At 72.1% G+C, this 20770-nt stretch carries 18 protein-coding genes, 1 tRNA gene and 1 pseudogene; 13 read left to right on the forward strand and 7 right to left on the reverse strand.

Going from position 1 to position 20770, the window contains the following annotated elements; all coding sequences use genetic code 11:
• The first annotated feature begins 644 nt into the window (after positions 1–644).
• From ABZZ79_RS21185 to ABZZ79_RS21205, 5 genes are all read left to right on the forward strand, one after another.
• Positions 645–2045 carry a diaminopimelate decarboxylase gene (locus ABZZ79_RS21185; RefSeq protein ID WP_356691166.1) on the forward strand — a complete coding sequence of 467 codons (1401 nt, stop codon included), beginning with the start codon at positions 645–647 and terminating at the stop codon, positions 2043–2045.
• A gap of 168 nt (positions 2046–2213) precedes the next feature.
• Positions 2214–2615 carry a hypothetical protein gene (locus ABZZ79_RS21190; protein WP_356690921.1) on the forward strand — a complete coding sequence of 134 codons (402 nt, stop codon included), beginning with the start codon at positions 2214–2216 and terminating at the stop codon, positions 2613–2615.
• The gene (locus ABZZ79_RS21195; protein ID WP_356690922.1) at positions 2612–3433 is read left to right on the forward strand and encodes a transcriptional regulator; all 822 of its coding nucleotides are present in this window, start codon (positions 2612–2614) and stop codon (positions 3431–3433) included. Before ABZZ79_RS21190 ends, ABZZ79_RS21195 begins: the two co-directional genes overlap by 4 nt.
• A 34-nt stretch (positions 3434–3467) precedes the next feature.
• Complete coding sequence (locus ABZZ79_RS21200; RefSeq protein ID WP_356690924.1) at positions 3468–3959, forward strand: roadblock/LC7 domain-containing protein; 492 nt, start codon at positions 3468–3470, stop codon at positions 3957–3959.
• 13 nt (positions 3960–3972) lie between these two features.
• The gene (locus ABZZ79_RS21205) at positions 3973–4347 is read left to right on the forward strand and encodes a hypothetical protein (RefSeq protein ID WP_356690925.1); all 375 of its coding nucleotides are present in this window, start codon (positions 3973–3975) and stop codon (positions 4345–4347) included.
• Positions 4348–4354: 7 nt separating this feature from the next.
• Here the strand turns inward: ABZZ79_RS21205 and ABZZ79_RS21210 are convergent.
• Positions 4355–4907 (reverse strand): annotated as a pseudogene (locus ABZZ79_RS21210) (hypothetical protein).
• A gap of 124 nt (positions 4908–5031) precedes the next feature.
• Positions 5032–5874 (reverse strand): MurR/RpiR family transcriptional regulator, encoded by an 843-nt coding sequence (locus ABZZ79_RS21215; protein WP_356690926.1) that lies wholly within the window; start codon positions 5872–5874, stop codon positions 5032–5034.
• Positions 5875–6093: 219 nt separating this feature from the next.
• Between ABZZ79_RS21215 and ABZZ79_RS21220 the strand changes: the two genes are divergently transcribed.
• Positions 6094–6528 (forward strand): hypothetical protein, encoded by a 435-nt coding sequence (locus tag ABZZ79_RS21220; protein WP_356690928.1) that lies wholly within the window; start codon positions 6094–6096, stop codon positions 6526–6528.
• Between the two features lie 471 nt (positions 6529–6999).
• On the opposite strand, the gene ABZZ79_RS21225 is transcribed toward ABZZ79_RS21220, so the two are convergent.
• A complete protein-coding gene (locus tag ABZZ79_RS21225) occupies positions 7000–8388 on the reverse strand; it encodes a cystathionine beta-synthase (protein WP_356690930.1) in 1389 nt (462 codons plus the stop codon).
• Positions 8389–8537: 149 nt separating this feature from the next.
• Between ABZZ79_RS21225 and ABZZ79_RS21230 the strand changes: the two genes are divergently transcribed.
• The 4 genes from ABZZ79_RS21230 to ABZZ79_RS21245 all read left to right on the forward strand — a co-directional run bounded on the left by ABZZ79_RS21230 (position 8538) and on the right by ABZZ79_RS21245 (position 13269).
• The gene (locus tag ABZZ79_RS21230) at positions 8538–9572 is read left to right on the forward strand and encodes an SGNH/GDSL hydrolase family protein (RefSeq protein ID WP_356690932.1); all 1035 of its coding nucleotides are present in this window, start codon (positions 8538–8540) and stop codon (positions 9570–9572) included.
• A 207-nt stretch (positions 9573–9779) separates the two neighbouring features.
• A complete protein-coding gene (locus ABZZ79_RS21235) occupies positions 9780–10946 on the forward strand; it encodes an acyltransferase family protein (RefSeq protein ID WP_356690934.1) in 1167 nt (388 codons plus the stop codon).
• Between the two features lie 40 nt (positions 10947–10986).
• Entirely contained in the window at positions 10987–12207 is a 1221-nt protein-coding gene (locus tag ABZZ79_RS21240; RefSeq protein WP_356690936.1) for an acetyl-CoA C-acetyltransferase, read from the forward strand.
• Positions 12208–12480: 273 nt separating this feature from the next.
• On the forward strand, positions 12481–13269 hold the full coding sequence (locus ABZZ79_RS21245) for a hypothetical protein (RefSeq protein WP_356690937.1): 789 nt from the start codon (positions 12481–12483) through the stop codon (positions 13267–13269).
• A gap of 142 nt (positions 13270–13411) precedes the next feature.
• Here ABZZ79_RS21245 and ABZZ79_RS21250 read toward each other — a convergent pair whose 3' ends face one another.
• Entirely contained in the window at positions 13412–13717 is a 306-nt protein-coding gene (locus ABZZ79_RS21250) for a hypothetical protein (protein ID WP_356690939.1), read from the reverse strand.
• A 124-nt stretch (positions 13718–13841) separates the two neighbouring features.
• Between ABZZ79_RS21250 and ABZZ79_RS21255 the strand changes: the two genes are divergently transcribed.
• A complete protein-coding gene (locus ABZZ79_RS21255; RefSeq protein ID WP_356690941.1) occupies positions 13842–14072 on the forward strand; it encodes a DUF4287 domain-containing protein in 231 nt (76 codons plus the stop codon).
• Positions 14073–14178: 106 nt separating this feature from the next.
• On the opposite strand, the gene ABZZ79_RS21260 is transcribed toward ABZZ79_RS21255, so the two are convergent.
• Both ABZZ79_RS21260 and ABZZ79_RS21265 read right to left on the reverse strand, forming a co-directional pair.
• Complete coding sequence (locus ABZZ79_RS21260; protein ID WP_356690943.1) at positions 14179–15057, reverse strand: Bax inhibitor-1/YccA family protein; 879 nt, start codon at positions 15055–15057, stop codon at positions 14179–14181.
• Positions 15058–15458: 401 nt separating this feature from the next.
• Positions 15459–15541 (reverse strand) — tRNA-Leu (locus tag ABZZ79_RS21265).
• Between the two features lie 500 nt (positions 15542–16041).
• On the opposite strand from ABZZ79_RS21265, the gene ABZZ79_RS21270 reads away from it, so the two are divergent.
• The gene (locus ABZZ79_RS21270; protein WP_356690945.1) at positions 16042–16812 is read left to right on the forward strand and encodes an ABC transporter ATP-binding protein; all 771 of its coding nucleotides are present in this window, start codon (positions 16042–16044) and stop codon (positions 16810–16812) included.
• The gene (locus ABZZ79_RS21275) at positions 16812–19349 is read left to right on the forward strand and encodes an FtsX-like permease family protein (protein WP_356690947.1); all 2538 of its coding nucleotides are present in this window, start codon (positions 16812–16814) and stop codon (positions 19347–19349) included. Before ABZZ79_RS21270 ends, ABZZ79_RS21275 begins: the two co-directional genes overlap by 1 nt.
• Before the next feature lie 63 nt (positions 19350–19412).
• Here ABZZ79_RS21275 and ABZZ79_RS21280 read toward each other — a convergent pair whose 3' ends face one another.
• A complete protein-coding gene (locus ABZZ79_RS21280; RefSeq protein WP_356690949.1) occupies positions 19413–20708 on the reverse strand; it encodes a cyclopropane-fatty-acyl-phospholipid synthase family protein in 1296 nt (431 codons plus the stop codon).
• Positions 20709–20770 lie beyond the last annotated feature (62 nt).

Raw genomic sequence — 20770 nt, forward strand, 5'->3', positions numbered from 1 at the left:
CCGGCGTGGCCGCGCCGGGGGTGTTTGGCTGGATGTATGAACCCAGGCACCGGCGGGGCAGGGATTCCGGGGCACGGCGACAGAGCGGGAGCCGGAGACAGCGACAACGACAGCACGGGGGCGAGGTGGCGATGGGCGGTCACGAGGACAGCCAGAGGGCCCCCGGCCGGGACACGCAGGCCACCGGCCGGGACGAACGGGCCTCCAGCCGGGACGAACGGGCCACCGGCGACGAGCCCGGCGTAGACGGCAGGCGAGCCGCCCGGCACGGCGAGCGCGTCACCGGCCGGAACGAAGGGGTCGCCGGCCGGAACGAAGAGGTCACCGGCCCGGACGGACAGACCACCCACCGGAACCGGCCCGGCGACGGCACGCCCGCCACCCACCCCGAACAGGCCACCCACCGCGATCGGCCCAGCGGCGAGCCGCCCACCCGCCGGAACGAGCAGGCCGCCGACCGAGACGCACGAACCACCCACCGGGACCGGCCCGGCGGCCAGGAGCCGGCCACCCGCCGGGGCGCGCCCGGCATCGACGGCGAACCGGCCGCCCGGCGCGACGGACGGGCCACCCGCCCGGAGCGGCCCGGCGTGGACGGCGGGTGGGGTGGCCGACGGGACGACGAGGAGCAGACCGGCCCGCCCCTGGAGCAGCGCGCGGCCCGGCGTGACGACGACGAGCGGGGCGCCGGACCGGACGAGGGGCGTGCGGCACGGCGGGACCGGGCCGTGCGGGCCGTCGTGGAGCAGGGGCTGCTGGGGCCCGGCTCACCCCTGGTGGCGCTGCTGGACGTCGTCGGGATCAGGGAGTCGGTGGCCGAGTTGCGCAGGGCCTTCGACGCGGTCGTCGCGCCGGGGACGCCCGTGCTGCACGCCTTCGCGGTGAAGGCCACCCCGCTGGTGCCGGTGCTGCGGCTGCTGCACACGGAGGGCATGGGCGCGGAGGTGGCGAGCCCCGGCGAGCTGGCGCTGGCCCGTGCGGCCGGGATACCGCCCCGGCGGATGGTGCTGGACTCCCCCGCCAAGACCCCGGCCGAGCTGCGCGAGGCGCTCGCACTCGGCATCGCGGTCAACGCCGACAACCCGCAGGAACTGGACCGTGTCGACGCCCTGATGCGCTCCGCGCCCAGCCGCTCCCCTCTCGGCATCCGGGTCAACCCGCAGGTCGGCGCGGGGGCGATCGAGGCGCTGTCCACGGCGACGGCCACCTCGAAGTTCGGCGTGGCGCTGCGTGACGAGGGCGCCCGCGACTGGCTGATCCGCACCTGCCGGGAGCGGCCCTGGCTGACCCGGCTGCACACGCACACCGGGTCGCAGGGCATCCCGCTGTCCCTGATGGCCGAGGGCGTGGCGGAGACGTACGGCCTGGCGGAGGAGATCAACCACGTGCTCGGGCGGCGGCAGATCGACACCATCGACATCGGCGGCGGCCTGCCGGTGAACTTCGCCTCCGACGCGACGACGCCGACCTACGCGCAGTACGCCCGGCTGCTGCGCGAGGTGGTTCCCGGTCTGTTCGACGGGCGCTACGGGCTGGTCACCGAGTTCGGGCGTTCGCTGCTCGCCAGGCACGGCACGATCCTGGCCCGCGTGGAGTACACCAAGTCCGCGGGCGGGCGGCCCGTCGCCGTGACGCACGCGGGCGTGCAGGTGGCGACCCGCACGGTCTACGCCCCCGGTTCCTGGCCCCTGCGGATCGCCGCGTACGACGCCGAGGGCCGCCCGAAGGAGGGCCCCGCGCTCGTCCAGGACGTGGCCGGACCGGCCTGCTTCGCGGGCGACCTGCTGGCCGGCGGCCATGCCCTGCCCCGGCTGGAGCAGGGCGACTTCGCGGCGGCCCTGGACACGGGCGCGTACTACTTCGCCCACCACTACGGCTACAACTCCCTGGCACGCCCGGCGGTCTACGGCTTCGCGCCGGGCGGCTCGGGTTCCGTGGCCTTCGCGACCGTACGCGAGGCGCAGACGCTCGCGGAGATCGTGGCGGAGTCGGGAGGGGCGCACGCGGACGCGCTGACCATGGGGTTCACATCCGTGCGCCGTTGACGCACCCCAGTGGCCAGGGTGTTCAACAGGCATGAACACATGCCCAGTTGACCCACCCTAGTCCTCTCGCCGCATGTTCCACCGGAAAATGCCGGAACCCTCACTGCTGTCGCACACGGTGCGTAGCGTCTCCCTCACTCAGCCGGACGGGGTGGGAGGGGAGCCGGGGTGCCCGGAATCGACGAATGTCTGCTGGAGGCCATGCGCCTGCCCGGCGCCAAGGGAGCCTCGCTGGTCGACTGGACGAGCGGGCTCGCCCTGGGCACGGTCGGGGAGTTCCCCGGCGGTGACCACGAGGCGGCCGCCGCCGAGGCGGCCGAGGTCGCCCGGCTGGCCGCCGAACAGCGGGCGTTCGCGCCCGAGAACGAACAGGACGACGAGGACGAGGCCGGCCCTCCGGTCGAGGACCTGATCATCAGCAACCGGGACAGCTACCACCTGCTGCGGTTCCTGCGGACGTCCTTCGACAGCAGCGTGTTCCTGCACGTGTGGCTCGGCCGCGCGGACGGAAACCTCGCGCTGGCCCGGATCCGGCTGGGCGAGATGGCCGGACGGCTGGAGCTGGGATGACCGTGAAGGAAGCTGCCCGGCCGGCTCCGCTGCCGGTGCGAGAGGGATCCGCCCGGCGGCAGGCCGGCGGGCTGTCCCCGATGCTGACCCGGCTGGCGGCGGAGCGGGCCACCGGGACCCTGGAGCGCGAGCACGGCTCCCTGCACCTGGCCGACGGGCAGGTCGTGCACGCCGAGAGCCCGTTCGCCCCCGGCCTCGGGGTGCTGCTCCCGGCCCACGGCACGCTGGAGGCGGAGGTCTGGCGGGCGGCGGTCGAACGGGCCGACGAACACCACGGCGCCGCCGGGCTGCTGCTGGAGGCGGGGTGTCTGGGCCGGGGCGCGCTGGAGGTGTGCCACACCGGCACGCTGTTCGACGCGGGGTACTTCGCGCTCTGCCCGAGCCGCTCCCCGGGCCGCTTCCGCTACGGCACCGGGCACTGGCTCGGGACCGTACGGCCGGTGTCGGTGGCGGCGCTGGAGCGCGAGACGCTGCGCCGCCGCTCGCTGCTGGAGAGCCTGTGGCCCGATCCGCGGGCCGACAGCGCTCCCCTGCTGCGCGCGGACACGGCCGGACCGGGGGCCGGCGCCACCGCGCGGCAGCGCGCGGTGCTGGACCTGGTGGACGGGGTGCGCACCGCGCCGCAGATCGCCCACGAGCTGGGGCGGCACACCTTCCACACCCTGGTGGACGTGCGCCGGCTCGCCGCGTTCGGCCTGATCACCGCGGGTGTCCCGCCACCCGCCCCCGACCCCCGGCAGAGCCTGGCCCTGCCCCCTACCGACGACCCCGACATCACCCTGCTGAAAAGGCTCAGGGATGCGCTGGAGGCCCTTTGAGCGGCAGCGACCGCTCGGCGAGAGGAGAGACCTGATGGCCGCCGAGGCCGAGATACTCGACGAGCTGCGGCGGCTGCGCGCCCGGATGCCGCAACTGACCGGCGTGCTCGCGGCGAGTGTGGACGGACTCGTCCTCGCCCACGACACACCCGGCGTGGAGCCGGAGGGCGTGGCCGCGCTGACAGCCGCCGCCCTGGGCGTCGCCGTGCGCACCGCAGACGCCACCGGGCGGGGCGACCTGCGCGAACTGCTCGTGCGCGGCCGCTACGGCTATATCGCCACCTACGCGGCGGGCGACACCGCCGTACTGACCCTGCTCGCCCCGGACGGGGTGAGCGTGGGCCGGCTGCATCTGGAGGGCCGCCGGTCGGGCGCGCACATCGGCGACCTCGTCGCCGCCGCCGTCGCACCGCCCGCCCGGCCCGCCCCACGGACCACCGCGAGGTCCACCGCCCGGCTCCCGACCCGGCCCGCGCCGACCCGCACCACGACCACCACCGACTCCGCAAGTACCACGGACCGTTGAGAGGAACCACGTCATGGCCAACACCGAGACCGCGCTGAAGGAAGCCCTCGCCTCCATCGAGGGCGCGACCGGCGTCGCGCTCGTCGACTACACCAGCGGAATGGCGCTCGGCACCATGGGCGGCAGCAAGAGCTTCGACCTGAACGTCGCCGCCGCCGGCAACACGGACGTGATCCGCGCCAAGATGCGCACGATGGAACACCTGGGCCTCAAGGCCGAGATCGAGGACATCCTGATCACCCTGTCCGACCAGTACCACCTGATCCGGCTGCTCAGCGGCCGCGCCGGCAACGGCCTGTTCCTCTACCTCGTGCTGGACGCCAAGCGGGCCAACCTGGCGATGGCCCGCCACCAGCTGCGCAGGATCGAGGCGACGCTGGAGGTCTGAGCCGGGCTCAGCCCGGCGCCGCGGTACGGCGGCGGGCCCCGCCCGGGGCCGCGTCGCCGGCCGAGACACCGGTGCCGCGGTACGCCTCGACGGCCTTGCCCGCCGGGCCGCCGCCGCGCCCGTCCAGCCAGTCCACCCGCACCCACAGCAGGGTGTCCAGCTCCCGCTCGCGCCGCCCCAGCCAGGCGGCCTTCAGCCACAGCCCGGTCCCGCATCCGGCCAGCAGCATGCCGCCGGCCGCGGGCACCGCGAAGGAGCTCGCGAGCGCGACGAGGAAGGCGAGCGCCGACCACCAGCGGTGGCCATGGCGCCAGTCGCGTGTCGTCACCGCCCGGTCCTGGCGCGTCATGCCGCCCGGCCCGTGCGACGGACCGGGCCAGCGCGTCGTACCGCCGCCGTCGCAGGCGGGTGGCCACGGCCGCCGCCACCAGGAACAGCGCGGCCCCGCCGAGCACCCCGATCCGCCGGCCCGTCAGCCCCGGCACCAGCGCCCCGAGGCCCGCCGCGGGCACCCCGAGCCACCACAGCGGGGCGGCTCCGGCCCGTACGACGACGGCCACCCGGGCCAGTCCCCGACCTCCACCACGCGTCACGTCCGCCTCCTTCTCGCCTCGGCGCAGTCCTGTCGGCGGAGCACGCTAGCGGGCGAAGGTGAGACGAACCTGAGAGGGCGCGGCCCGGCTCTCAGTCGACGAACAGCCCCCGCGCCGCGGCCCTGGCGTCGAACTCCTCCAGCCGGGACTGCGCCTCGGGCAGGTCGTCGCACATCGCCTCCAGCAGCACCCGTCCCAGCAGCATCGGCGCGCAGGCGGTGTCGAAGGCCAGTCCCGTGCCGACGGCGGCCGGCAGCAGCAGGTCGGAGACCTTGGCGACGGGCGCGAAGGCGGAGTCGGCGACGGTCACCACGGTCAGTCCGGCCTGACGGGCGTAGGCGAGGGTGTCGACGACCTCACGGGGGTGGCGGGGCAGCGCGAAGCACAGCAGGGCGCTCGCCCCGGCGCGCACGGCGCCGTCGATCCGGTCGTGGATCATCGTGCCGCCCTCGTCGAGGAGGCGTACGTCGGGATGGACCTTGGCGGCGAAGTAGGCGAAGCCGTAGGCCTGTGCGGCGGCGGCGCGCAGCCCGAGGACGGGCAGCGGGCGGGAGGCGGCGAGCACGCGTCCGGCGCGGGCGACCGGGGCGGGGTCGGCGAGCGCCTCGGCGAGATGCCGCAGATTCTCGATCTCGGCCTCGACGGCCTGCTGGTACTCGTTGGCGACGGCCGTGTCCGCGGGCGGCTCGGCCGGGGCCACCTCGCGCAGATGGCGGCGCAGCGCCGGGTAGCCGTCGAAGCCGAGGGCGACGGCGAAGCGGGTCACGGACGGCTGGCTGACCCCGGCCAGCTCGGCCAGCTCCACGCTGGACAGGAACGGCACGTCGGCGGCACGCCGCACCATGCTGTGCGCGATGCGCCGCTGGGTGGGCGTGAGCCGGTGCCCCTCGAAGAGCGACTGCAGGCGGGCCGCAGGGCTGTCGGTCACGCTCATGACGTGCTCCCCCTCCAGAGGTCCGGACTATTCAGCTGCCAAGAACTCTGCATGTTCCTATGCAGCCGGGCAAGTGCCGTCTCACCTCCAGGCCCCGGCCCGTGCCGTGTCGCCCCCGGGCCGCCCCGCCCCGGGCCGTCTCACCCCCGGGCCGCCCGAGGAACAACCGGGGGGCTAGCCCCACTGCGCCGGGCCCCGCCGGTTCCTACCGTGGAGGGTATGAGCGGAACGCACGAGCGGGACACCGACCTGAAGAAGGAACTCGACGCGACCCTGCACGCCCGCAGGGACCTGGGCGAGGAGTACGAGTCCGCACTGGTCGAGTCGTTCCTGGAGAAGGTCGACCAGCGGATCGACGGCGCGGTGGAGCGCCGGGTGCGGCGGCAGCTCGCCGAGCAGCAGATGGCCTCGGCCCGGGGCCGCCGGACGCCCGGGGACACCGACTCCTGGGGCGAGCGCTACGGATTCGGCATCGTCTCGCTGGTGCTGGCGATCCCGCTGTCCGCGATCGGTGGCGGCATCGCCCACCTGCCCGGCCTGCTGATCGCCTGGGCGGGCATCGTCGGCGTGAACGTGGTGCAGGCGGTACGGGTGAACCCGGGCCTGTTCCGACGCCGCCGCAAGCCGGACCAGAGCGACGCCTGGGAGGACTGACGGTCCACTGGACGAAGTGTCGCCCGCCCTGGGCGGATTGACGTCCCGTCAAGCGACGACAGCCGCAACCGTCGATCGAGCGCCCCCGACGGCGGGCAACCCGGTCCGCGAGATCGGCGCCGGTTCAGGCGCAAAGGGGGGAGAGATCTTGCGCGGGGACCGCCGCACCCCCGTTGCCGGGGGGCGGGACGACGGCGGTCCCCGCGAGGGACGCGGGCCGGGTCAGGCCGGGCGAACGCGTCCGTGGCGTCGGTGGAGGTCCGGGAGCCGCTCCGGAGGTCCTTGACGCCGTTCGGCGTCGGCCGGGGCGGGGAGCCGCTCCCGCCCTGCCGACATCCACTAATGTGCCGGACGCGTGTTAAGCGGGTGCTGCGCGGACGTGACACGCTCGTACCACTTCCGCGAAGCCGTGCCCACGGCAGGACACCACAAGTTCGCCATGGACACAGGCGGTTCATCGGAGGTTCGCCGTCACTTGCCCGTCTTGGCCAGAAAGGCCAGCAGGTCCTGCCGGCTGACCACTCCGGTCGGCTTGCCCTCGACGAGGACGATGGCCGCGTCGGCCTTGCCGAGCACGTTCATCAGGTCGCCGACCGGCTCACCGGAGCCGACCTGCGGCAGCGGGGAGGACATGTGCTGCTCCAGCGCGTCGTCCAGCGAGGCGCGCTTGTTGAACAGGGCGTCCAGCAGCTCGCGTTCGACGACGGAGCCGACGACCTCGGCGGCCATCACGTCGGGGTGACCGGCGCCGGGCTTGACGACCGGCATCTGCGAGACGCCGTACTCGCGCAGCACCTCGATGGCCTGACCGACCGTCTCGTCGGGGTGCATGTGGACGAGGGACGGCATGGCGCCGTGCTCCTTGTCGCTCAGCACGTCGGCGACGCGGGCGCTCGGGCCCTCGTCCTCAAGGAAGCCGTAGTCGGCCATCCACTCGTCGTTGAAGATCTTGCTGAGGTAGCCGCGGCCGCTGTCCGGGAGCAGCACGACCACCACGTCGTCCTCGGTGAGCCGCTCGGCGACCTCCAGCGCGGCCACCACGGCCATGCCGCAGGAGCCGCCCACCAGCAGGCCCTCCTCCTTGGCGAGGCGGCGGGTCATCTGGAAGGAGTCCTTGTCGGACACCGGGACGATCTCGTCGGCGACCGTGCGGTCGTAGGCGGTCGGCCAGAAGTCCTCGCCGACGCCCTCGACGAGGTAGGGGCGGCCGGAGCCGCCGGAGTAGACCGAGCCCTCCGGGTCGGCGCCGATGACCTTGACCTTGCCGTCGCTGACGTCCTTCAGATAGCGGCCGGTGCCGGAGATGGTGCCGCCGGTACCGACGCCCGCCACGAAGTGGGTGATCTTCCCCTCGGTCTGCTCCCAGAGCTCGGGACCGGTCGAGTAGTAGTGCGAGGCAGGGTTGTTGGGGTTGGAGTACTGGTCGGGCTTCCACGCGCCGGGCGTCTCACGCACGAGACGGTCGGAGACGTTGTAGTAGGAGTCCGGGTGCTCCGGGTCCACTGCGGTCGGGCACACGACCACCTCCGCCCCGTAGGCGCGCAGCACGTTGATCTTGTCGGTGCTCACCTTGTCGGGGCACACGAAGATGCACTTGTAGCCCTTCTGCTGGGCCACGATGGCCAGGCCCACGCCCGTGTTGCCGCTGGTCGGCTCGACGATCGTGCCGCCGGGCTTGAGCTCGCCGCTCTGTTCGGCCGCCTCGATCATGCGCAGGGCGATGCGGTCCTTCACCGATCCGCCGGGGTTGAAGTACTCCACCTTGGCAAGGACGGTCGCCTTGATGCCCTGGGTCACGCTGTTGAGCCTCAGCAGCGGGGTGTTGCCGACGAGGCTGATCATCGAGTCGTGGAATTGCACCGTTGTCTCCGGATGCTGCAAAAAGATGTGGTCGTGATGGTTCCGCCAGCCTACGGCCCCGAGGGGTCGTTCACTCCCTGTTGAGATTGACCGACGGTCCGTACGGGGCAAGGAGTGGTTGTACGGGTACGAGGAGGTGGCGGCAACGCATGACCAGGATGTCGAGGGCGAGAGTGGCCCGGCGCATCGCGGCCGGCGCCGCGTACGGCGGCGGCGGGGCGGGGCTGGCGGGCGTGGCCGTGGTGGGGTTACTGCTGGCGGAGATGCGGCTGGCGAAACGGCATGTGGGCAACGGCGTGAGTCCACAGGTGCCGAACGCGCAGGGCGTGTACGGCATCTCGTACGCGGTGCGCGGTGAGCCTCCGCTGCGGCTGACGATGCTGGGCGACTCCACGGCCGCGGGGCAGGGCGTGCACCGCGCCGGGCAGACTCCGGGCGCGCTGCTGGCGTCCGGGCTCGCCGCGGTCGCCGAACGGCCGGTGAGGCTGCGCAACGTCGCGCTGCCGGGCGCCCGCTCCGACGACCTGGAGCGGCAGGTGGCGCTCGCCCTGGCCGACCAGGACCGGGTCCCGGACGTCTGCGTGATCATGATCGGCGCGAACGACGTCACCCACCGCATGCCGCCCACCCGCTCGGTGCGCTGTCTGTCCACGGCGGTACGGCGACTGCGTACGGCCGGCGCGGAGGTGGTGGTCGGCACCTGTCCCGACCTGGGCACGATCGAGCCGGTGCAGCAGCCGCTGCGCTGGCTGGCCAAGCGCGCCTCACGGCAGCTCGCGGCCGCCCAGACGATCGGCGTGGTCGAGCAGGGCGGCCGCACGGTGTCGCTCGGCGACCTGCTGGGCCCGGAGTTCGCGGCCAACCCGCGCGAGCTGTTCGGCCCCGACAACTACCACCCCTCCGCCGAGGGGTACGCCACCGCCGCGATGGCGGTGCTGCCGACGGTCTGCGCGGCCCTCGCCCTGTGGCCGACCGAGGACGAGCGTCCGGACCTGTCGCGCAACGAGGGCTTCCTGCCGGTGGCCCGCGCCGCGGCCGAGGCGGCGTCGGAGGCCGGCACGGAGGTCGCCGCGGCCATGCCGACCGGCCCGCGCGGCCCGTGGGCCCTGCTCAAGCGCCGCCGCAGGCGCCGGGTGCAGGAGCCGGAGCCCGCACCGACGCCGGCGCCGGTGAACCCTTCGTAGAAGGGCGGGCGACAGCACCTGAGGCCCGCGCGAAACCGCGCGTCCGACCACACCGAGCCCGCGGGCCGCACGACCCGCGGCCCCCGCCACAGACGGGCGCCTCCGTGCGTACACGCCCCGTTCACCCCCCGACGGCCGCGGCGTAACCGACGGCGGCGATGGTGATCGCCTTCAATGTCATGCTGCTGTCAGGAGTCCGTGGCCGCGATGGAAAAGCCGCTTCCGAGACCCGCCGCCCCCGCGCCGGACAAGGCGCGGGACCCCTGGTGGGACAACACCCGGTTCGTGTCGGCCGCGCTGATCGTGGTCCTGCACACAATCGGCAGCCTCATCAGCCGCTACGACGGTCTCGGCATCTACCACGTCGGCACCTGGGCCTTCCGTGTGCCGCTGTTCGTCGTGCTGGCCGGGGTGTTCAGCAGCGGCGACCCGCTCGGTCCACGCCGTCTGCGCACCCTGCTGCAGAGCATCGTGGTGCCCGCCCTGATCTTCAGCCTGCTGTACTCGCTGGAGGTCAAGGCGCTCGGCGGTGCGTTCACGCTGCACATCACACAACTGCCGTGGACGCTGTGGTTCCTGATGTCCCTGTTCTTCTGGCGTCTGCTGCTGCCGCTGGTGGTGCAGCTGCGGCACCCCCTGCTGGTCACCACGGCGGTGTCGCTGGCGGTCGGCTACGTGGACACCTTCGGCATGGAGTTCTCGGCCAGTCGGACCCTGGTCTACATGCCGCTGTTCTACCTGGGCTGGAGCCTGGGGCAAGGCATGCTCAAGGAGTGGTTCGAGGCCCGGTGGAGCCTGCCGGTGGCGGTCGCGGGCATCGCCGCCTCGTTCACGGTGGGCCTGCTGTGGCACGAGGACGTCTCCGGCACCTGGCTGTCCATGCGTCACCCCTACACCGCCGCCACCGACACCCCGTTGGGCCTGGAGGGCGCCTGGGTGGTCCGGCTGGCGGTACTGGCCGGCGCGGCGGGGCTGGTGCTGTGCCTGCTGCGGCTGATGCCCAGGCGGCGGCTGCCGTTCGTCTCGCTGCTCGGCTCGGGCGGCTTCACCATCTACCTGCTGCATCCGCTGGTCCTGCTGCCGCTGCGGGAGAAGGGGCTCATCGCGCGGGCCGACACCCGGCTGGAGTTGCTCGGGCTGATGGCGGGCGGGGTCCTGCTCGCGGCGGTGCTCGGCTCGCCGTGGGTGCGCAGGCTGGTCCAGCCGCTGACCCGGCCGCCGATCGGCCGGCTGTTCGCGCCGCTGGCCGCCTCGGCACCCCAGCCCGCGCCCGCCCCGGCGCTGTCCGACGACACAATGGCCCTAAGCAAGCGCTTGGAAAAGAGGCCCTCATCACACGGCGATTCCGGTGACCGGCAGCCTACGTACCGGTAATTTCGCCCGGGTAGCCCATCCGACGTCGTCTGGAGCCGTGATGCCCGAAGCCGTGATCGTCTCTGCCGCCCGCTCCCCCATCGGCCGCGCCTTCAAGGGCTCCCTGAAAGACCTGCGCCCGGACGACCTCACCGCCACGATCATCCAGGCCGCCCTCGCCAAGGTCCCCGAGCTGGACCCCCGCGACATCGACGACCTGATGCTCGGCTGCGGCCTGCCCGGCGGCGAACAGGGCAACAACCTGGGCCGGATCGTCGCGGTGCAGATGGGCATGGACCACCTGCCGGGCTGCACGATCACCCGCTACTGCTCCTCCTCGCTGCAGACCTCCCGCATGGCCCTGCACGCCATCAAGGCCGGCGAGGGCGACGTCTTCATCTCGGCCGGTGTCGAGGTGGTCTCCAGCTTCGCCAAGGGCAACTCCGACAGCCTGCCCGACACACACAACCCGTTCTTCGCCGAGGCCGAGGCCCGCACCGAGGCCGTCGCCGCGTCGACCGGCTCCACCTGGCACGACCCGCGCGAGGACGGCCTGGTGCCGGACGCCTACATCGCGATGGGCCAGACCGCGGAGAACCTCGCCCGCCTCAAGGGCATCACCCGCGCGGACATGGACGAGTTCGGCGTCCGCTCGCAGAACCTCGCCGAGGAAGCCATCAAGAACGGCTTCTGGGAGCGCGAGATCACGCCGGTGACCCTCCCCGACGGCACGGTCGTAGCCAAGGACGACGGCCCCCGCGCGGGAGTCACCGTGGAGGGCGTCTCCGGTCTGAAGCCGGTCTTCCGCCCCGACGGACTGGTCACCGCCGCCAACTGCTGCCCACTGAACGACGGTGCCGCCGCCCTGGTGATCATGTCCGACACCAAGGCCCGCGAGCTGGGCCTGACCCCGCTCGCCCGCATCGTCTCCACCGGCGTCTCAGGCCTCTCCCCGGAGATCATGGGCCTCGGTCCGATCGAGGCCTCCAAGCAGGCCCTCTCCCGCGCCGGCCTGACGGTCGACGACATCGACCTGGTCGAGATCAACGAGGCGTTCGCCGCCCAGGTGATCCCCTCCTACCGCGACCTCGGCATCGACCTCGGCAAGGTCAACGTCAACGGCGGCGCCATCGCCGTCGGCCACCCCTTCGGCATGACCGGCGCCCGCATCACCGGCACACTGATCAACTCCCTCCAGTTCCACGACAAGCAGTTCGGCCTGGAGACCATGTGCGTCGGCGGCGGCCAGGGCATGGCGATGGTCATCGAGCGCCTGAGCTGACCGACTTGGGGTGACCGCGAAGGCACCCAGCGTCACGCTACGACCCGGAGTCCGAGAACCCCTCGGACTCCGGGCCGTTTTGTGATCCAATCTCCCTCAGGATGTGACCTTTCTCCCTCCAGAAAAGGAAACTCACAGCTCAGAGCCGTTTCGTACCAGGCCCCGGACTCAAAGACCTGTCCGTTTCGTGATGTTACGCACTGACAGCTGCTTAGTCCGCCCTTCAAGCTGTTGTAGGAAGTCGGGGGTCGACTTTGAACCGGGAGTACGTCAGTGAGCGCCATGCCGATCGCCTTGCTGGTCACCACGGCCGCCTCGGGTGCCGTGGGCGTCGCCGTCCTGCGCAGCCTCGCCGGGCTGCGTCGTCAGGTCGCCGCCCTGCGCACCGAGCTCGCTGAGGGCCGCGCCTCGGTGCGCGCCCTCGTGCCCGCTGCCCGCGGCAACGCCGACGCCGACGAGATACGCGCCGCCGTCGCCGAGGCCCTGGCCGAGGAGCGCGAGCGCGAGCTGGCCGAGGCCCGTGCCTTCTGGGCCGCCCAGGAGGCCCGTGACGCCTCCGACGCGCCCTCGCTGCTGGGTCTGGCCGACAACGATCTGTTCCTGCCCCGCCAGTCCGACTTCGTGGGCCTGGAGCCGCTGGAGCCGGTGACCGAGCCGGGCGCCGAGGCCGACGAGTTCGCCGGGGAGTCCCCCGAACTGTCCGCGGCCCGCCGCCGTCACCCCTCCCACCCGGACTTCGTCCCGGTGGCCTCGCCCGTCGTCAACGACCACGAGCGCACCCTCACCACCCTGGAGGACCTCGCCGCCTCCGAGACCGAACTGACCGACGTCCGCCCGGGGCCGCTCGGCACCCTCGACGTCTACGTCTTCGCCGACGGCACGACCCTGTGCATGACCCCGGGTCACCGGGAGACCGCGGAGCGTCTCGCCTCGGCCCTGGGTGCCGGCGAGAAGCCCCATCTCCTGGGCGGCTCGGGCATCTCGGGCGCCTACACGCTCACGTTCGTGTGCGGCGAGGAGAACGTCTACGTCCTGGCCGACCGGGTCATAGCGTCCCTCTGAGGGCGCCGGTCACCGTGCGTCTCCCTGAGGGGCATCGGTCACCGCGCGCGTCCCCCTGAGGGCGCCCCGGTCACCGCGCGCGTCCCGCGGAGGGCGTCCCGCCGGCAGCGCACAGGCCCCGGCAACGAGCGGCCGCCGACGCTCAGATTCCGGCCCGCCCCTGCGCCTCCTCGACCATCCGCACGGCCGAGGCGACCTCGCCTTCGGTGCGCAGCACCACCGCGAGATCCCGCGCGGCCACCGTCACCTGGTCCGCGGCGGCGAACATCCCCGCGTCCGGCATCTCCCGGGGCTCAAGCCCCTCCAGTTCCTGCGCCCACCGGGCCAGGGACCTCGCCAACTGCAAAGCCTCCGTGGCACCGCTGCGCTGCAACCTGCTCTGCGGCGCCGCCCTGAGCCGGTCGGCGAAGTGATCCACGGCCTGGATGAGCCCCGTTGTATCAACCACCCCGCGAGAGTACGCGCCGCGACGGGACAGTCGCCAATACGCGAGCGCACTGTTGCCAATACGCGAACGCTCAGGCACGGTGACCTGAAGGACCGGCTTACATCCCCTGCATCCGGAGGCGCCGATGTCCCACGTCCTCTCCGAGGAGACCCACCGCAATATGCTCGCCCGCATCCCCCACTGCACCGGTCGTGAGGTCTCCGACTGGCTGCGCACCGTCGAAGAAGGCCCCTCCCTCTTCCGCTTCGAGGAGAAGGTCAGCTGGCTGCGCCACGAGTACAACCTCGCGTACGGCCACGCCAAGGCGATCGTCCATGAGTACGACCTGAGGAGGGCCGCGCGCAAACTGCTCTGAGCGCGCAGGACGGACAGTACCGACCCCAGACGGCACGAGACGGCAAAGGGCCCCGGGATCAACCCGGGGCCCTTTCACGCGATCAGGTGCTCAGCGGCACCGGCGATCAGTCGTCACCGCTGAAGATGGCGACCAGGCGCAGCATCTCGACGTAGATCCACACCAGGGTCATGGTCAGACCGAACGCGGCCAGCCAGGACTCCTCGCGCGGCGCGCCGTAGGCGATGCCGTCCTCGATCTGCTTGAAGTCGAGCGTCAGGAAGAAGGCGCCGAGCACGATGGCGATGATGCCGACGATCGCACCGAGCGGGCCGAAGCTGCGCAGTCCGCCGTCCTCGGCGACACCGAAGGCGACCAGCAGCAGGTTGACCGCCATGACCAGGATGAAGGCCAGGGCGATCGCCATGCCGATGCGGGCGTAGCGAGCGGTGACCCGGACCCAGCCGGCCTTGTAGACGACGAGCGTCGCGGCCGAGACGGCCATGGTGCCGAGCACCGCCTGGAAGGGCGCGCCGGACCAGACGCTGTTGTACATCTCGCTGATCACGCCGAGGAAGACGCCCTCGAAGGCGGCGTACGACAGGATCAGCGCGGGCGACGCCTTGCGCTTGAAGGACTGCACCATCGCCAGCACGAACGCGATGATCGCGGCGCCGATCGCGAGGCCGTAGCTGGTCGACGACACCGGCAGCAGGACCCACGCGAGCACGGCGCCGATCGTGACGGTGCCGAGCGTGAGGGCCGAGCGCATGACGACGTCGTCCATCGTCATCCGGCCGGTGGTGGACGGGGCCTGCGGCGGGGTGCCGTACTGCAGGTCCTGCTGCGCGTAAGGGTTCTGTGCGTAGGGGTTGCCGCCCGCCGGCTGGGCGTACGGGTTGCCCTGCGTGCCGACAGCCCCGGCCTGCGGCGCGGTGTTGAAGCCCGCGTGGCCGTTGTCGCGGCTGAACCCCCGTCGCGAGAAGACCGGGTTGCTGCTCCTCATTTCACTCCTCCATGGCCGCGCTGCGCGGCCTTGGCTCAAGAGTAATGGAAAGGCAAAGGGAAGACCCTAGTGCCTGGGGAGGATCTTTCCCCTGCCGTGCTGCGCAACACGCTACGCGGCCCGGTGATTCCCACCACTGCCTGGGCGCAGTCATGACGAACCCGGTACACATCCGGAACCGGCCGGAGACCGTCTGCCCGGCCGCGGGGAGGAGCGCCCGCGGCGACCGGACGACGCACCCCGTCGCAGCGGCCTGACGACGCACCCTGTCGCGGGGGCGGGACGACTCCCGGCCCGGGAGCGGATCGCACCCCCGACCCCGGAGTGGGTCGCCCCCGACCCCGAGGCGTTCGAGGCAGTAGAACGAAGGTTCGTTCTCGGGGGTGGAACAACGTCGGAGGTGCCCGGAACCGGACTCGAACCGGTACGCCCGCGAGGGGCAGCGAGGTTTAAGCTCGCCGTGTCTGCATTCCACCATCCGGGCAGGCCATTGGGCTCCGCTTCGAGGTTCGAGCCTATCGGGAGGCGTCCCCCGAACAGCGGGCGTACGACCCGATGTTGTCTTATTTTATTGACGTCTGAGGGGGCATCAGACCACGATACGGGCCATCCGCACTTGCCAATAGCCTTGCGTGCGGCAAGGTGCCACGCATGCGGAATGACGGAATTTCACCGTCTCGGCCGGTGGAGTCTGTGAGGTCCGGACCGTCACTCCGTCAGGAGCCCGTCGGAACTCCGTCCGGACCCCGTTCACCCTCCGGTTGCTCTGGACCGGAACCTGAGTGGATCTCGCGCCGAGTCCGCGACCGCTTCTGTGGCGGCTCTTGAGTAGGGGTCGACCCTCATCCCCAGGTATGACAGCCGGGCGCCCGGTGCGACCGCAGACTGCCCCCGGAACCGGAACAGCGGCTGACTACACACGCCGCCCGCGCCGAGACGATGGACACGTCCTTCGAAATCCCGTCCCGACAGGAGCGCCTTCCCGTGACCACGACCCCCCTCGCCGGCCGCGCCACCGCGGTGGCCGCACGTGCCACGGAGCTGTCGAAGATCTACGGACAGGGCGAGACCCAGGTGGTCGCCCTGGACCGGGTCTCCGTCGAGTTCCACCAGGCCCAGTTCACCGCGATCATGGGCCCCTCGGGGTCCGGCAAGTCCACGCTGATGCACTGCGTGGCCGGCCTCGACACCTTCTCCTCGGGCTCGGTGCGCATCGGCGACACCGAACTGGGCTCCCTGAAGGACAAGCAGCTCACCAAGTTGCGCCGCGACAAGATCGGCTTCATCTTCCAGGCGTTCAACCTGCTGCCCACGCTGACCGCCCTGGAGAACATCACGCTCCCCATGGACATCGCCGGCCGCAAGCCGGACAAGCAGTGGCTGGACACCGTCATCGAGATGGTCGGCCTGTCCGGGCGGCTCAGCCACCGGCCCTCGCAGCTCTCCGGCGGCCAGCAGCAGCGCGTCGCGGTCGCCCGCGCGCTCGCCTCCCGGCCCGACATCGTCTTCGGCGACGAGCCCACCGGAAACCTCGACTCCCGCTCCGGCGCCGAGGTGCTCGGCTTCCTGCGCAACTCCGTGCGAGAGCTGGGCCAGACGGTCGTGATGGTCACCCACGACCCGGTCGCCGCCGGGTACGCCGACCGCGTGGTCTTCCTCGCCGACGGACGCATCGTGGACGAGATGTACGACCCGAGCGCCGACACGGTCCTGGACCGCATGAAGGCCTTCGACGCGAAGGGCCGCACCTCCTGATGTTCCGCACCGCCCTGCGCAACGTACTCGCGCACAAGGCCCGGCTCCTGATGACCGTGCTCGCCGTGATGCTCGGCGTCGCCTTCGTCTCCGGGACCCTGGTGTTCACCAACTCCCTTTCCGACGCCCTGCAGAACAGCTCCGCCAAGGGCTACGACCAGGTCGACGTGGCCGTCGAACCCGAGCACCGGGCGGCCTTCGGCGACCGCGTCGGCGAGACGCCCCGGCTGACCGAGGCGCTGCTCGACACCAGCGCCGACGTCCCCGGCGCCGCCTCCGCGACCGGTGTCGTCACCGGCTTCACCGCCATCGCCGACAAGGACGGCAAGCTGGTCGGCGGCGGCTTCCAGTCCCAGGGCGGCAACTACTGGGACGTCTCGGGCAAGGCCGATCCGCGCTACCCGCTGACCGAGGGCCGCGCCCCGCATGGCGCGGGCGAGGTGCTGCTCGACTCCCGGACGGCCGACCGCGCCGGCTACCGCGTCGGCGACACCGTACGGCTCTCCGTCGACGGCCCCGTGCTCACGCCGAAGGTCACCGGCATCTTCACCACCGACGACGGCAACGTCGCCGCGGGTGGCAGCCTCGCCCTGTTCGACACCGCCACCGCCCAGCGGCTGTTCGGCAAGCCCGGCACCTACGACCAGATCGACGTCAGGGCCGCCGCCGGCACTTCCCAGGCCGCGCTGAAATCCGCCCTCGACAAGGCCCTGCCCGAGAACCTCGTGGAGACCACCACCGCGCGGCAACTCGCCGACGACCAGGCGGAGATGATCTCCGCCTCGATGAGCGGCCTGAAGCAGGCTCTGCTGGTCTTCGCGGGGATCGCCCTGTTCGTCGGCACGTTCATCATCGCCAACACCTTCACCATGCTGGTCGCCCAGCGCACCAAGGAACTGGCGCTCATGCGCGCGGTCGGCGCCTCGCGCCGGCAGGTCACACGGTCGGTGCTGATCGAGGCGTTCGTGGTCGGCACGGTCGCCGGGGTGACCGGACTTCTCGCGGGCATCGGGATCGGCGCCGGGCTGCGCGCGCTGATGGGCACCCTCGGCGCGACCGTCCCCGACGGCCCGCTGGTCGTCTCCCCCGGCACGGTCGCCACCGCCCTCGCGGTCGGTGTCGTGATCACCATGCTGGCCGCGTGGCTGCCCGGCCGCCGGGCCGCGAAGATCCCGCCGGTGGCGGCGATGAGCAGCGTGCACGCGAAGGCGACGGCCAGGTCGCTGGTGCTGCGCAACACCCTCGGCGCGCTGTTCTCCGCGGCCGGTGCGGCCATCGTGCTGGCCGCGACGACGATGGACGGCTCCGACGGCCAGGCCCCGATGGGCCTCGGCGCGGTCCTGCTCATCATCGGCGTGTTCATCCTGACCCCGCTGCTGTCCCGCCCGCTGATCGCGGCCTCGGCCCCGCTGCTGCGCGTGTTCGGCGTCTCCGGCAAGCTGGCCCGGCAGAACTCGGTGCGCAACCCGCGCCGTACGGCCGCCACCGCGTCGGCGCTGATGATCGGCCTGACCCTGATCACCGGCATGACGGTGATGGCGGGCAGCCTGCAGAAGTCGATCGACGAGATGGCCTCGTCCTCCCTGAGGGCCGACTACGTCGTCACCATGGCCAACGGCAACGACATGGCCCCGGACGTCGAGCAGCGGCTGAAGAAGGTGGAGGGCGTCAGCACCACCAGCCCGATGCGCAACTCCCCCTCCCGTATCGACGGCGAGACGGAGTTCCTGACCGGCGTCACCGGCTCCGCCATCGGCTCGCTCACCGACCTCACCGTCGACAGCGGCTCCTTCACGGTCGCGGGAACCAAGGTCGTCGTCGACGACCTGACGGCCGAGTCGCGCGGCTGGCGGGCCGGTTCGGCCCTCACCGTGGCCTTCGAGGACGGCGCCCGGCAGCGGCTGACCGTGGCCGGCGTCTACCAGGGCAACGACATGATCAGCGGCATCCTGGTGGACAACGCCGCGCTCGCCCCGCACCAGGACGAGCCGCGTGACATGACGGTCATGGTCAAGACGTCCGACGGCACCTCGGAGGCCGTCAAGGACCGCCTGGAGAAGGCCCTCGGCTCCAATCCGGCGATCCGCGTCCAGGACAAGCAGGACATCTCCAACGAGATCGCGAAGATGTTCACGCTGATCCTGAACATGGTCTACGGCCTGCTGGCCATGGCTGTGATCGTGGCGGTCCTCGGGGTCATCAACACCCTGGCGATGTCGGTGTTCGAGCGCTCCCAGGAGATCGGGATGCTCCGGGCGATCGGCCTGGACCGCCGCAGCGTGAAGCGGATGGTCCGGCTGGAGTCGCTGGTGATCTCCCTTTTCGGCGGTGTGCTCGGCATCGGTCTGGGCGTGTTCTTCGGCTGGGCGGCCGGTGAGCTGCTGGGCACGCGGATGGCGACGTACGAACTGGTCCTGCCCTGGGGCCGGATGGGCCTGTTCCTGCTGCTGGCCGGGGTGGTCGGGGTGCTGGCCGCACTGTGGCCGGCCCGCCGCGCGGCCCGCCTGAACATGCTGACGGCCATCAAGTCCGAGTAGGCGCAGCCGCGTACGAGGGGCCCCGCCCGGGGTGACGGGCGGGGCCCCTTCGGCGTACGGCCGTCAGTGCCAGGTGCGCGGGCGCAGCGGCATCCCGGAGCCTCCCGGCTCGGGGGTGCGCACTGCGAGCACCTGGTTGACGCCGATGCGGTTGTGCTCGAAGGCGAGCGCGCAGGCGGCCATGTAGAGCAGCCAGACGCGGGCCCGGCCGGGTCCGGCGAGCCGCGCGGCCTGTTCCCGGCCGGCCTCCAGGTTCGTCACCCAGCGGCGCAGGGTGAGGGCGTAGTGCTCGCGCAGCGACTCCACGTCGCGGACCTCGAAGCCGGCCCGCTCCAGGAGTGTGACGGTGGTGCCGACGGGCTGGAGTTCACCGTCGGGGAAGACGTACGCGTCGATGAAGGCGTCGACGTGGTAGGCCGTCTCGTCGCTGTGCGGGCGGCGGGCGATCTGGTGGTTGAGCAGGCGCCCGCCGGGCTTGAGGAGAGCGTGCAGGTGCCGGGTGTACTCCAGGTACCGGTCGGCGCCGACGTGCTCGGCCATGCCGATGGAGGAGATGGCGTCGTAGGGGCCGTCGTCGACGTCCCGGTAGTCCTGGACGCGGATCTCGACGCGGTCGGTGAGGCCCTCGTCGGCGACGCGCTTGCGGGCGTAGGCGGCCTGTTCCTGGGACAGGGTGACGCCGACGACGCTCACGCCGTGCTCCCGGGCGGCGTGGATCGCCATCGAGCCCCAGCCGCAGCCGACGTCGAGGAGCCGCTGACCGGGTCTCAGACCGAGCTTGCGGCTGACGAGTTCGAGCTTGTCGCGCTGGGCGTCCTCCAACGTCCCCGCACCCTCGGCGGCCCCCCAGTAGGCGCAGGAGTACACCATCGAGGGCCCGAGGACGAGTTCGTAGAAGTCGTTGCCGACGTCGTAGTGGTGGCTGATGGCGCGTCGGTCGGTGCGGCGGGTGTGCAGATGGCCGGGGCGGCGCACCTCCTCGGGCGGCGGGGCGGGCGGCAGCGCGGGCCCGGCGAGCCGGAACAGCCCGGCGACGGCCGACCGTACGCCGGGCTCGCGCAGGGCCTGCAGAAGGGTGCGGGCGTCCTCGCCGCGCTCCCAGACGAGGCCGGCCATCAGGTCGAGCGCGGTGTAGAGGTCGCCCTCGACCTCCAGATCCCCTGCCACCCAGGCGCGGGCCAGGCCGAGTTCGCCCGGTTTCCACAGCAGCCGGCGCAGGGCGCGACGGTTGCGGACCACCAGCACGGGCGCGTGGGGCGGACCCGCCTGCGAACCGTCCCAGGCGCGGATTCGGACCGGGAGGGGAACTCCCAGCACCTGTTCGAGAAGGCTCTGAAGCCGCGGTGCGGCGTCAGCCATGGCGCACACCTCCGATCGGGGCGTCCCCGGCTCGGCGATGAGGAGAGCCGGGGAGTGCGGTC

This window comes from Streptomyces sp. NPDC006458 (assembly GCF_040612135.1).
GTDB lineage: Bacteria > Actinomycetota > Actinomycetes > Streptomycetales > Streptomycetaceae > Streptomyces.